This is a genomic window from Klebsiella sp. JB_Kp031, assembly GCF_040064295.1.
In the GTDB taxonomy this organism is placed as follows: domain Bacteria; phylum Pseudomonadota; class Gammaproteobacteria; order Enterobacterales; family Enterobacteriaceae; genus Klebsiella; species Klebsiella quasipneumoniae.
The window spans coordinates 139398-151959 of record NZ_JBEAJW010000024.1; the positions used below are offsets into that span (position 1 = coordinate 139398).

Sequence of the window (12562 nt, forward strand, 5' to 3'; positions counted from 1 at the left end):
AAAGGTAACGTTGCTCGCGTCTACACGATCATATTCCTGAATAAAGGAAGCGAGGGTTACCATGATAACGTCGAATAAAAATTACTTTATCAGCTGTCTGTTTTTCCTGTTTTTCTTTATAGGCTGGGGATGCTGCTACCCCTATTTATCACTGTGGTTAACGGAAACCATCGGTATTAACTACACGGACGTCGGTCTGGTTTATTCTTTCACCGCCATTGTGGCCGTCTGCGTTCAGCCATTATTCGGTTTTATATCGGATAAGCTGGTGTATCGTAAGAATCTGATGTGGATGCTGGCGATCATTATCACCTTATTCGCTCCATACTGGATCTATGTCTTCGCGCCTCTGTTAAAAATAAATGTGTTCCTTGGCGCGCTGGCTGGCGGCCTCTATATTGGCATGGCCTACGGCGCAGGCTGCGGGATTTGCGAAGCCTACATCGATAAGGTCAGCCGCGCCTCCGGCTTCGAATTTGGTCGGGCGCGGATGTTCGGCGGCATCGGCGCCGCGATCGGCACCTTTGCGGCAGGAAAGCTCTACGGCATCGATCAGAACATGATTTTCTGGCTGGCTAGCGCAGCAGGCGTCTGCCTGCTGGTGATTGTCTGGAAAATGCAGATCAGCACCCATCAAAAGCAGGGGCTGCTGTCCGGCAAAACGTCGCCGGTTACCCTCCGCGATGCCGTCTCGTTGTTAAAAATTAAAAAATTCTGGTTCTTCGCCCTCTATGTCATTGGTGTCGGGGCGGTCTATGAAACCTATGACCAGCAGTTCGCTATCTACTACAGCCATTTCTTTGAGAGTAAAGCCCGGGGTGCAGAAGTCTTCGGTTATTTAACCACGGGTCAGATTTTCCTTGATGCTATCGTGATGTTCTTTGCACCATGGTTTGTGAATAAAATCGGCCCGAAAAATGCGCTGTTATACTGCGGGCTGATTATGAGCTTGCGCATTATCGGTTCCGCGTGGGCTATTGGCCCGGTATCCATCAGCCTGATTAAACTACTCCATGGATTTGAAAGCTCGGTGTTACTCGTCGCGGCGCTTAAATATATTACCGCTAACTTTAACCCCCTGCTTTCCGCGACGGTTTACTTAATTGGCTTCCAGTTTTCAAAAAGCTTTAGCTCTATTTTTCTCTCCACCGGCATCGGCCATATGTACCAGAGCATGGGCTTTACCAGCAGCTATATTGTGCTCGGCAGTATCGCCCTGTGCTTCACGCTCATTTCGTTTATCACGCTGGATAAAGCGCGTGTCTTCTCTCCACAACCCGTGCCCGCGAATTAATGTCAGGAGGTAGTCTGCATGTCTCAGTTATTTTATGGCGTGGCGTATTACGATGAATATATGCCGGAAGATCGGCTGGCCAGCGATATCGCCTTAATGCGCGAAACCGGCATTAACGTGGTGCGTATCGCCGAGTCCACCTGGAGTACGCTGGAGCCTGAAGAGGGCCAGTACAATTTCTACCATATCGACCGGGTGCTCGAGGCGATGCATGAGGCCGGCATTGCGGTCATCGTCGGGACGCCCACCTACGCGGTACCGGCCTGGCTGGCGGCGAAACATCCCGATATTCTGGTCACCACCGTCGCGGGGCAGCAAAAATATGGTCCGCGGCAGATCATGGATATCGTCAACCCGACCTTTCGCCGCTATGCCGAAAAAATTATCCGCACGCTGATGGCCCATGTGCAACACCATCCGGCGATTATCGGCTGGCAACTGGATAACGAAACCAAGCATTACGACAATATTGGCCGCTATATGCAGGAGGGCTTCGTGCGCAGCCTGCAGGAGAAATATCCAGACCTCCGACAACTGAATCACGATTTCGGTCTGGATTACTGGAGCAACCGCATTGACCGCTGGCAGGATTTTCCGCCGGTGGAAAACACCATCAACGCCAGCCTCGCCTGCGCCTTCTCCCGCTATCAGCGCCAGCAGGTCACCGAGTATCTGGCCTGGCAGGCGGAGATTGTGCGCGAGTACGCCCAACCGCACCAGTTCGTCACCCACAACTTCGATTTTGAATGGCGCGGTTACTCTTACGGCGTGCAGCCGCGGGTCGACCATTTTGCGGCGGCGCAGGCGCTGGATATCGCCGGCGTCGATATCTATCACCCGAGCCAGGCACACCTGACCGGGCGGGAAATCGCCTTTGGCGGCGCCATCACCCGCTCGCTTAAGCCGGGCCAGAACTACTTCGTGCTGGAAACCCAGGCGCAGGGCTTCGCCCAGTGGACTCCCTACCCGGGCCAGCTGCGCCTGCAGGCGTTCAGCCATATCGCCTCCGGCGCCGCCATGGTCTCCTACTGGCACTGGCATTCGATTCATAACGCCTTCGAAACCTACTGGAAGGGGCTGCTCAGCCACGACTTCTCGCGTAACCCGACCTGGCAGGAGGCCACCACTATCGGGGCTGACTTTGCCCGCCTGTCGCCGCAGCTGGCGGAGCTGAAGGCCGAAAACGACGTTGCGCTGCTGATAAGCAATGAGGCAATGGACGCCCTCAATCACTTCCGTCCTGGCGATGCCGAGGGCAACATTTATAACGATATCTTTCGCCGCTTCCACGATGCGCTGTATGACCACAATATCAGCCTCGACATCATCCACGATGTAAACGAGGAAACCTCGCGCTACCGAGTGCTGATCGTTCCCGGCCTGTACGCTGCCGATGATGGCCTGCTGGCGCGTATCAATCACTATATCGCCGAGGGCGGCAGAGCGCTTATCGGCTTTAAATCGGGCTTTAGCGATGAAAACGTCAAGGTACGCCGCAGCGCGCAGCCTGGGATCCTGCGGCAGAGCTGCGGCGTCAGCTACAGCCAGTTCACCCTGCCGGAAGGGACGACGGTAAGCTCTTGCTGTGCAGAGATTGATTGCCGCAATGACAATCAGGCTGAGCTGTGGATGGAATTGCTGACGCCCGATGATGGGACCCGCACCTTGCTGCGCTATCAGCATCCGGCATGGGGCGAATACGCCGCCGCCACCGAAGCGGATTATGGCCGGGGACGAGCGATGTATGTTGGCTTCCTGCCGCAGAAGGGATTGATTAGCCAGCTGTTTGATGTACTAACCGCCGATATCGCATTGCGCTCGCGCACTTCCGCCTATCGCTTCCCATTAGTGGTCAAAAAAATGCGTAATCGCGCCGGGAAAACCATCCACTTCCTGTTCAATTACTCCGGCGAGACGCTGGAATTTGTCAGCGAGACCGCGGGTAGCGCGCTGCTGAACGGGGAGACAGTATACGTCGGCCAGCCGTTGCGCCTCAGGGCCTGGGAATTTACTATCATCGAAAGCTAACGACGCGGCGGCGCTCAGGTGGGAGAGAGAATGGAACTGGATATCAATGAGCTACTCAATTTCTCGCCATTGATGAAGACCTTTACCTTCAATGCCTGGGTCGTCGCAGGCTTCACGCCGATTACCCGCGGCTCCACGCTGGACTACTACATTAACCGCCCGCAGGGGATGAAAGGTTACATCATTAATCTGACCCTGCGCGGCCAGGCGCGGGCGAAGGCGGGCGATGGCTTCCTTCTGTGCCGGGAAAACGATCTGCTGCTGTTTCCTCCCGGGGTGCCCCATCACTACGGCAGGGACGAGCACAGCGAGTATTGGGACCATCTGTGGATCTACTTTATCCCCCGCCCCTACTGGATAGACTGGCTAAAGTGGGACCAAACCACTCACGGTATCGGCAAAACAACCATTAACGATCCCGAACAGCTCCAGCAGCTGCGCGATCTGTTCTACGAAGTGATACGCCATCACTCGGCATCCGCGCCGCTGTCGGAAGCGCTGGCGATGAACGCCCTGGAAAGGTTGATCCTTCACTGTTTTCAGCGACAGCCCATCAGCAACCGTCACGCCCACGACCCACGGATTAACGCCGTCTGCGACTACCTCAACGCCCATATTGCGCAGGAGGTAAAAATCGAGACCCTGGCGGCGATGGTATTTATCTCCCCTTCACGTCTGGCGCACCTTTTCAAAAATGAACTGGGGCAAACGGTTTATGCGTGGCGGGAAACGCAACGCATCAACCGCGCCAGGTGGCTTATTCAGAGCACCTCGCTCCCGCTTAACAAAATTGCTTTATCGGTAGGCTACAGCGATCCGGTCTATTTCACCCGCTTGTTTCGTAAACATAACGGCATTCCACCGGGCGAATATCGCAAACGCTATGCGGAAATGAAGGGCTAAAAACATCAACGGCTCCCATCGGGAGCCGTCTTTTACCTACTACGTACTGCTACGTTTCAGGTTATGCCATCTCAGTTTGCAGACGCAACACCTGACGATTGACTTCGGACATCACTGACAGATGCAGCTTGTCCTTGACCTTCGGGATAAGGATTTTGCCCTTATCAAATTCAAATGCGCCAACGTCCTTGATGTACAACCGTCCACGAAACAGGATCTTCACGTACTTCGCCACTTGCAGCGGATTGTAGCGTTGGAAAATTTTCATTCTTCTCTCCTGCCAGGGTTACGCTCCTGTGGTGCCACAGTTAGCCCACGTATCGGGAGCGCAAATTTTAATGCCCTAAAACTATAGTCCAGAATCTCAGAGGGACCCAGTATGTATAAGTTTATTTACCCTTTGATGACAATAATTCAGAATTTTCGTTTCAGACATACGATGAAGTAAGTATAAGTCGCCGTTTTTCGACTAATTTGTGCGTCAACACGCAAACTGGCATCCTCATTGCGGGTAATCACCACCAATCGCACTTATGATTAAACGAGACCAAGTGGTCGGATCACCTGCACAAAAAATGATTAAGGAAACCGTATGACCCTACGTAGCATACTGGCCGCCTCGTTACTCCTCGTGCCGCTGCTGGCCTCAGCGCATAACTTTGTCGATGGCCAGCGCGTGGCGCCGGTCGGCGTCGCGGATCGGGGCGAATTAATTCTGGATAATGATAAGTTTAGCTATAAAAACTGGAATAGCTCGCAGCTGGCGGGAAAAGTGCGCGTCGTCCAGCACATCGCCGGACGCTCGTCAGCAAAAGAGAAAAATGCCAACCTGATCGAGGCGATTAAAGCGGCGGGCTTCCCGCACGATCGCTATCAGACCACCACCATCGTCAATACCGACGATGCCATCCCGGGCACCGGTATGTTTGTGCGTAACAGTATCGAAAGCAATAAAAAGCTCTTCCCATGGTCGCAATTTATCGTCGACAGCAATGGATTGGTGCGAAAAGCCTGGCAGCTGGACGAGAAGAGCTCGGCGATTGTGGTGCTGGATAAGAGCGGGCGCATCCAGTGGGCCAAAGACGGCGCGCTCACTCAGCAAGAGGTGCAGCAGGTGATCGACCTGCTGCATAAATTGCTTAATAAATAGAGACCCGGAAGCCGGGATTGAGGAAGGATTCACGCGGCGTGTAGTCGAGGGTTTTGCCCTGCCAGTCGTGAACATGCGCCCCGGCGGCGACCGCGACGGCATGGCCGGCGGCGGTGTCCCAGGTGCTGGTCGGCCCGAAGCGCGGATAGAGCTGGGCCTGGCCTTCCGCCACCAGGCAGAACTTCAGCGAGGAGCCGATGGAAGTGGTCTGGTGCTCGCCCAGCTGCTCAAGGTACTCCTGCAGCTCCGGATCGTTGCCATGGGAGCGGCTGATCACCACCAGCGGTGGACGGGCATCGCGGACCTGGATCTGCTTGCGCACGCCGCACTCTTCTTTCCAGGCTTTGCCTTTTTCCGCGCTGTACATCACCTTCATCACCGGCGCATAGACCACGCCCAGCGTCGGCTTGCCGTTTTCAATCAGCGCGATATTAACGGTGAACTCGCCGTTACGCTTAATAAATTCTTTGGTGCCGTCCAACGGGTCGACCAGCCAGTAGCGCTGCCAGTGCTGGCGCACTTCCCAGGCCGGCGGGTCCTCTTCCGACAGAATGGGAATGGTGGCATCCAGCGCCTGCAGGCCGCTGACAATGACTTTATGCGCCGCGATATCCGCCGCCGTGACCGGAGAATCATCTTTCTTGCTGGCGACGTTGATCGGCTGGTTTCCATCGTAAACTTCCATGATGGCATCGCCCGCGTTCCGTGCAAGCTGACATACTTGTTCTAACATTCTCCACCTCGTCTGGTTACAGTGGCGTTAACTTGTTGTTTTATTTATATCGCATCACCGCAAGTTCCGCTATCTGTGATAACGATGGCGGTTTCTCTGCCCGCTTTTCTGGCAAGATTCACATTTCTGTAAGCAACAGAATATAAATACATTTTCTTCTGTGCTATCGCTCATAAAAAAGGACGCCTCTGATGATTAAGTTTAGCGCAACGCTCCTGGCCACGCTGATCGCCGCCAGCGTCAACGCCGCAACGGTCGACCTGCGGATCATGGAAACCACCGATCTGCACAGCAATATGATGGACTTTGACTATTACAAAGATGCCGCCACGGAGAAATTCGGCCTGGTGCGTACCGCCACCCTGATTGAACAGGCGCGGGCAGAAGCGAAAAACAGCGTACTGGTGGATAACGGGGATGTCATCCAGGGGAGCCCGCTGGGCGACTACATGGCCGCCAAGGGACTGAAAGAGGGCGATGTTCATCCGGTGTATAAGGCGATGAATACCCTGAATTATGCCGTCGGCAACCTGGGCAACCATGAATTCAACTACGGCCTCGACTTCCTGCACAAGGCGCTAGCCGGGGCGAAATTCCCCTACGTGAACGCCAATATCATCGATGCCAAAACCGGCAAACCGCTGTTCACCCCGTACCTGATCAAGGATACCCCGGTTCAGGACAGCGAAGGTCAATCCCACACCCTGCGCATCGGCTATATCGGCTTTGTGCCGCCGCAGATCATGACCTGGGATAAAGCCAATCTTAGCGGCAAAGTGACGGTCAACGACATTACCGAAACCGCGCGCAAATATATCCCGGAGATGCGGGCGAAAGGGGCTGATGTGGTGGTAGTGGTCGCTCACTCCGGCCTCTCCGCCGACCCGTATCAGGCGATGGCCGAGAACTCAGTCTACTACTTAAGCCAGGTGCCCGGCGTTGACGCCATCATGTTCGGCCACGCCCACGCGGTATTCCCAGGCAAAGACTTCGCCAACATTAAAGGCGCGGATATCGCCAGAGGGACGCTGAACGGCGTACCGGCGGTGATGCCGGGAATGTGGGGCGATCATCTCGGGGTGGTCGATCTGGTGCTGAACAACGACAGCGGCAAATGGCAGGTGACTCAGAGTAAAGCGGAAGCACGGCCAATCTACGACGCGGTGGCGAAGAAATCGCTGGCGGACGAAGACGGTAAGCTGGTGGCGGTGCTGAAAGCCGATCACGACGCTACTCGCGAGTTCGTCAGTAAGCCGATCGGCAAGTCCGCCGACAACATGTACAGCTATCTGGCGCTGGTGCAGGACGACCCGACGGTGCAGGTGGTCAACATGGCGCAGAAAGCCTACGTTGAACACTACATTCAGGGCGACCCGGATCTGGCGAAACTACCGGTACTCTCCGCTGCCGCGCCGTTTAAAGTCGGCGGGCGTAAAAACGATCCGGCGAGCTTCGTGGAAGTGGAAAAAGGCCAGCTTACCTTCCGCAACGCCGCCGACCTCTATCTCTACCCGAACACCCTGGTGGTGATGAAGGTCAGCGGGAAGGAGGTCAAGGAGTGGCTGGAGTGCTCCGCCGGGCAGTTTAACCAGATCGATCCCGCCAGCAGCAAGCCGCAGTCGCTGATCAACTGGGACGGCTTCCGCACCTATAACTTCGACGTGATTGACGGGGTGAACTACCAGATCGACGTCACTCAGCCGGCCCGCTACGACGGCGAATGTCAGATGATCCATCCGCAGGCAGAGCGTATTAAGCACCTGACCTTCAACGGCAAACCGGTCGATCCGCAGGCCACTTTCCTGGTCGCCACCAATAACTATCGCGCGTACGGCGGTAAATTCGCTGGCACCGGCGAAAGCCATATCGCCTTCGCCTCACCGGATGAAAACCGTTCAGTGCTGGCGGCGTGGATTGGCGCGCAATCGAAGAAGGATGGCGCGATCCATCCGGCGGCGGATAACAACTGGCGTCTGGCGCCGATCCACAGTAAGACGCCGCTGGATATCCGTTTTGAGACCTCGCCTGGCGACAAAGCCGCGGCGTTTATCAAAGAGAAAGCCCAGTATCCGATGCGTCAGGTGGCCACCGATGATATCGGCTTCGCCATTTATCAGCTGGATTTGAGTCAGTAATCCCTGTTCCCCGGTGGCGCTGCGCTTACCGGGGTTACAAACCGGAGCTGACGAGTAGCCCGGATAAGGCGCCAGCCGCTATCCGGAAATATCTCCCCGGTGGCGCTGCGCTTACCGGGGCTACAAACCGGAGCTGATGGGTAGCCCGGATAAGGCGCCAGCCGCTATCCGGGAACATCTCCCCGGTGGCGCTGCGCTTACCGGGGCTACAGGGAGTGATACATTTTCACTCCTCGTGGCTAGCCAGCACCGCCGGCAGATTAACCTCGATCCAGTCCGCCAGGGCCGCCACCTTCTCGCTCACCTGCAGGCCGAGCGGCGTCAGGCTATATTCAACGTGCGGCGGCACCACCGGATAAGAGACGCGGTCGATAAAACCATCCTGCTCCAGGGCCTGCAGCGACTGCGCCAGCATCTTTTCGCTGACTCCGCCCATTTTGCGCCGCAGATCGCTGAAGCGATGAGTTCCTTCGCGCAGCGCCACCAGAATCAACACGCCCCAGCGGCTGGTGACATGTTTAAGCACATCGCGCGACGGGCACTGTTCCGCAAACAAATTGCCATTGCGCAGTTTCTCGCTCAGCGTCGGTTCGGCCATTTTCACACTTACCTTTTTGTACGTACTTACTAAAAGTTAGTTAAGGTGTTAGCTTACCACAACTGCCACTAAACACGAAGGAGAAGACTAATGATCGCTCTTACCGGTGCCACCGGCCAGCTTGGCCACTACGTTCTGCAAGACCTGCTTAAAACCGTCCCTGCCGGCCAGATTGTGGCGATTGTCCGCAACCCGGCCAAAGCCCAGACTCTCAGCCAGCAGGGCGTTGTCGTCCGCCAGGCCGACTATAGCGACGAAGCGGCGCTGACCGCCGCGCTGCAGGGCGTGGATAAACTGCTGTTAATCTCCTCCAGCGAAGTCGGCCAGCGCGCCGTACAGCACCGCAACGTCATCAACGCCGCCAAAGCCGCTGGGGTGAAGTTCATCGCCTACACCAGCCTGCTGCACGCCGACACTTCGCCGCTGGGCCTGGCCGCAGAGCATATTGCAACCGAGCAGATGCTGGCCGACTCGGGTATCGCTTACGCCCTGCTGCGTAACGGCTGGTATACTGAAAACTATCTGGCCAGCGCGCCGCCGGCGCTGGAGCACGGCGTGTTTATCGGCGCCGCCGGCGAAGGTAAAATTGCCTCCGCCACCCGCGCAGATTATGCCGCCGCGGCCGCCCGCGTTATCGCCGGTGAAGGCCATGCAGGGAAAGTTTATGAACTGGCGGGTGATAACGCCTGGACGCTGAGCGACCTGGCTGCTGAGCTGAGCAAGCAAAGCGGTAAAAACGTGGTCTACCAAAATCTCAGCGAAGCCGACTTCGCCGCCGCGCTGAAAAGCGTCGGCCTGCCGGCGGGTCTGGCCGATATGCTGGCAGACTCCGACGTCGGCGCCTCGAAAGGCGGGCTGTTTGACGACAGCCGCACCCTGAGTACGTTGATCGGCCGTCCGACCACCTCCCTTGCCGAAAGCGTGAAAGGCATTCTGTAACCGCCCCTCTCAGCTTTTGCGGTTGCGTCCCGGCGGTTCCTCTCTCATATTGAAGAGATTAATCGTCGGGAGGCAGGCATGCAGGGCGTACCACCCCAATTTAGTGATGAAAAAGATCGCGCGCGCTTTCGCCATCTCGAACAGCTGCCCGGGGTAGAGCTTTACCACGCCCATATCTCCCGCTACGCCTTTGAACCCCATACCCACGAAGCTTTCGGCATTGGCGTGATTGAGCAGGGCGCCGAGCGCTTTCGCTACCGCGGCAGTCAGCACATTGCCGCCGCCAACGCCATTGTCACCATGAATCCCGACGAGCTGCACACCGGCGAAGCGGAAACCGCTGACGGCTGGCGCTACCGGATGATTTATCTGGAGCCGGACCGTCTGGAAGCCATCACCGGGGTGCGCGACTGGTGGTTCAGCGAGGTGGTCCGCGAGGATCCCCTGCGGTCCCGGCGGATTGGCCAGCTGATTTACGGTCTGTGGCACAGCGAAGATGCGCTGGCCCAGCAGGGAATGCTGCTCGACCTCATCGACGCCTTTCGCCCTCTGGCCCACCATGCCTCGGCGCAGGGTGAGGCCGGGCATCGCTTCGACCGCGTGCGCGACTACCTGCATGATAACTATATGCGCCCCATCACCCTCGACGAGCTGGCGCAGGTGGCGGCGCTGAGCCCGTACCACTTTCAGCGCCAGTTTAAAGCCCACTATCACGTAACGCCCCATCAGATGCTGATGGCCATCCGCCTGTGGCGCGCCAAAGCGTTTCTCACCCACGGCATGCCCGCCGCCGAAGTGGCGATAGCCGTCGGCCTCACCGACCAGTCTCACCTGACCCGCACCTTCACCCAGCGTTACGGCATTACGCCGGTACGCTATCAGAAGCAGGTCGCCAGGCGCTGATGCGCAATCTCATACAATATTCCCGCCCGGCCTCCTTCTACACTGCAGACAACAGTGATGACAATGGATGCAATGATGATTAGTGGTGTGTTGTACGCCCTGCTGGCGGGGCTGATGTGGGGTTTAATTTTCGTCGGGCCTTTGCTGGTGCCAGAGTATCCGGCGATGCTGCAGTCGATGGGACGCTATCTGGCGCTGGGTCTGATCGCCCTGCCGCTGGCATGGCTCGGGCGCGCGCGTTTGCGCCAGCTGAGCCGGAACGACTGGTGGACCGCGCTGGGTCTGACGATGATGGGAAATCTTATCTATTACGTCTGCCTGGCCAGCGCCATTCAGCGTACCGGGGCGCCGGTCTCCACCATGATTATCGGCACGCTGCCGGTGGTATTGCCGGTCTTCGCCAATCTGCTCTACAGCCAGCGCGACGGAAAGCTGCCATGGCGGCGCCTGTTTCCGGCGCTGGTCTGCATCGCCGTCGGCCTGATCTGCGTTAACGTCGCGGAACTGCGCCAGGGGCTGCCTGATTTTAGCCCGTGGCGCTACGGCTCCGGCATTGCGCTGGCGCTGGGGTCGGTGGTCTGCTGGGCCTGGTATGCCCTGCGCAACGCCCGCTGGCTTCGGGAGAACCCGCATCAACCGCCGATGATGTGGGCTACCGCTCAGGCGCTGGTGACGCTTCCGGTTTCGCTGGCCGGCTATCTCGCCGCCTGCGCCTGGCTGCACGGTCAGCAGGCCGGGTTCCCCCTGCCCTTCGGCCCGCGCCCGGCGGTGTTTATTACGCTGATGCTGGCCATCGCGGTGCTCTGCTCATGGGTCGGCGCGCTGTGCTGGAATATTGCCAGTCAACGATTACCGACGGTGATCCTCGGGCCGCTTATCGTTTTCGAAACCCTGGCCGGGCTTCTGTATACCTTTCTGTTGCGGCAAAGTTTACCGCCGCTGCTGACCCTGAGCGGTATCCTGCTGCTGGTGCTCGGCGTGGTCTCCGCCGTCCGCGCCAGGCCGGAAAAACCGACGTTGCAACCGCTGACGAACGAAAAAAAGTAGCCGGGCCCTATTAAGGGGTATTCCCTCGCCAAAAAGATGCATTTAAAATACATCTTATATTCCTGATGACGAGGTAACTGCTATGGCTTTCCGTGACCAACCTTTAGGCGAGCTGGCGCTGACCATCCCGCGCGCCTCCGCCCTGTTCCGTCAATACGATATGGATTACTGCTGCGGCGGCAAACAGACGCTGGCGCGCGCCGCATCGCGCAAAGCGCTGGATGTCGCGGTGATTGAAGCCGAGCTGGAGAAACTGGCCGGGGAGCCTATCACCCGCGACTGGCGCGCGGCGCCTCTGGCGGAGATCATCGACCATATCATCGTTCGCTATCATGACCGGCACCGCGAACAGCTGCCGGAGCTGATCCTGCAAGCCACCAAGGTTGAACGGGTCCACGCCGATAAACCGAATGTGCCGAAAGGGCTGACGAAGTACCTGACCATGCTGCAGCAGGAGCTCTCCAGCCACATGATGAAAGAGGAGCAGATCCTGTTTCCGATGATCAAACAGGGGATGGGCGCCCAGGCCGGGGGCCCGATCGGCGTAATGGAAAGCGAGCATGATGAAGCGGGCGAACTGCTCGAGGTAATCAAACATATCACCCATAACGTGACGCCGCCGCCGGAAGCCTGCACCACCTGGAAGGCAATGTATAACGGTATCAACGAGATGATCGACGATCTGATGGAGCATATCAGTCTGGAAAATAACGTGCTGTTCCCGCGTGCGCTCGCCGGTCAGTAAAGAAAAAGGCGCCCGCAGGCGCCCTCGACATTGTCCGTCTTATTTGGCCACTTTGAGTGGCCTTTTTTATGACGATCCGTTGCAAGC

At 57.3% G+C, this 12562-nt stretch carries 12 protein-coding genes; 9 read left to right on the plus strand and 3 right to left on the minus strand.

Going from position 1 to position 12562, the window contains the following annotated elements; all coding sequences use genetic code 11:
• Positions 1 to 61: 61 nt before the first annotated feature.
• The 3 genes from ABLV64_RS09940 to araC are packed head-to-tail and all read left to right on the plus strand — an operon-like array spanning position 62 to position 4225.
• Positions 62 to 1294, plus strand: a complete 1233-nt coding sequence (locus ABLV64_RS09940; RefSeq protein WP_032456891.1) for an oligosaccharide MFS transporter — start codon at positions 62 to 64, stop codon at positions 1292 to 1294.
• 18 nt (positions 1295 to 1312) lie between these two features.
• A complete protein-coding gene (locus ABLV64_RS09945; RefSeq protein ID WP_108433170.1) occupies positions 1313 to 3322 on the plus strand; it encodes a beta-galactosidase in 2010 nt (669 codons plus the stop codon).
• Between the two features lie 30 nt (positions 3323 to 3352).
• Positions 3353 to 4225, plus strand: a complete 873-nt coding sequence (gene araC / locus ABLV64_RS09950; protein ID WP_004206480.1) for an arabinose operon transcriptional regulator AraC — start codon at positions 3353 to 3355, stop codon at positions 4223 to 4225.
• A gap of 61 nt (positions 4226 to 4286) precedes the next feature.
• Here araC and ABLV64_RS09955 read toward each other — a convergent pair whose 3' ends face one another.
• Complete coding sequence (locus tag ABLV64_RS09955) at positions 4287 to 4493, minus strand: DUF1107 domain-containing protein (RefSeq protein ID WP_002886707.1); 207 nt, start codon at positions 4491 to 4493, stop codon at positions 4287 to 4289.
• 324 nt (positions 4494 to 4817) lie between these two features.
• Between ABLV64_RS09955 and ABLV64_RS09960 the strand changes: the two genes are divergently transcribed.
• Positions 4818 to 5375, plus strand: a complete 558-nt coding sequence (locus ABLV64_RS09960) for a YtfJ family protein (protein WP_004206478.1) — start codon at positions 4818 to 4820, stop codon at positions 5373 to 5375.
• Here ABLV64_RS09960 and cysQ read toward each other — a convergent pair.
• Positions 5365 to 6108, minus strand: a complete 744-nt coding sequence (cysQ, locus tag ABLV64_RS09965) for a 3'(2'),5'-bisphosphate nucleotidase CysQ (RefSeq protein WP_017900585.1) — start codon at positions 6106 to 6108, stop codon at positions 5365 to 5367. The genes ABLV64_RS09960 and cysQ overlap by 11 nt on opposite strands.
• 191 nt (positions 6109 to 6299) lie before the next feature.
• Here cysQ and cpdB point away from each other — a divergent pair, with 191 nt between their 5' ends.
• Positions 6300 to 8243: a 2',3'-cyclic-nucleotide 2'-phosphodiesterase gene (cpdB, locus tag ABLV64_RS09970; RefSeq protein WP_032456889.1), complete on the plus strand. Its 1944-nt coding sequence runs from the start codon at positions 6300 to 6302 to the stop codon at positions 8241 to 8243.
• A gap of 226 nt (positions 8244 to 8469) precedes the next feature.
• On the opposite strand, the gene ABLV64_RS09975 is transcribed toward cpdB, so the two are convergent.
• A complete protein-coding gene (locus ABLV64_RS09975) occupies positions 8470 to 8841 on the minus strand; it encodes a helix-turn-helix domain-containing protein (RefSeq protein WP_004206475.1) in 372 nt (123 codons plus the stop codon).
• 90 nt (positions 8842 to 8931) lie between these two features.
• Between ABLV64_RS09975 and ABLV64_RS09980 the strand changes: the two genes are divergently transcribed.
• The 4 genes from ABLV64_RS09980 (at position 8932) to ytfE (ending at position 12475) form a co-directional block, all read left to right on the plus strand.
• On the plus strand, positions 8932 to 9780 hold the full coding sequence (locus ABLV64_RS09980) for an SDR family oxidoreductase (RefSeq protein WP_048294053.1): 849 nt from the start codon (positions 8932 to 8934) through the stop codon (positions 9778 to 9780).
• 78 nt (positions 9781 to 9858) lie between these two features.
• On the plus strand, positions 9859 to 10683 hold the full coding sequence (locus tag ABLV64_RS09985) for an AraC family transcriptional regulator (RefSeq protein ID WP_048294052.1): 825 nt from the start codon (positions 9859 to 9861) through the stop codon (positions 10681 to 10683).
• 75 nt (positions 10684 to 10758) lie between these two features.
• Complete coding sequence (locus ABLV64_RS09990; RefSeq protein WP_004206472.1) at positions 10759 to 11730, plus strand: DMT family transporter; 972 nt, start codon at positions 10759 to 10761, stop codon at positions 11728 to 11730.
• A gap of 82 nt (positions 11731 to 11812) precedes the next feature.
• A complete protein-coding gene (gene ytfE / locus ABLV64_RS09995; RefSeq protein ID WP_004206471.1) occupies positions 11813 to 12475 on the plus strand; it encodes an iron-sulfur cluster repair protein YtfE in 663 nt (220 codons plus the stop codon).
• Positions 12476 to 12562 lie beyond the last annotated feature (87 nt).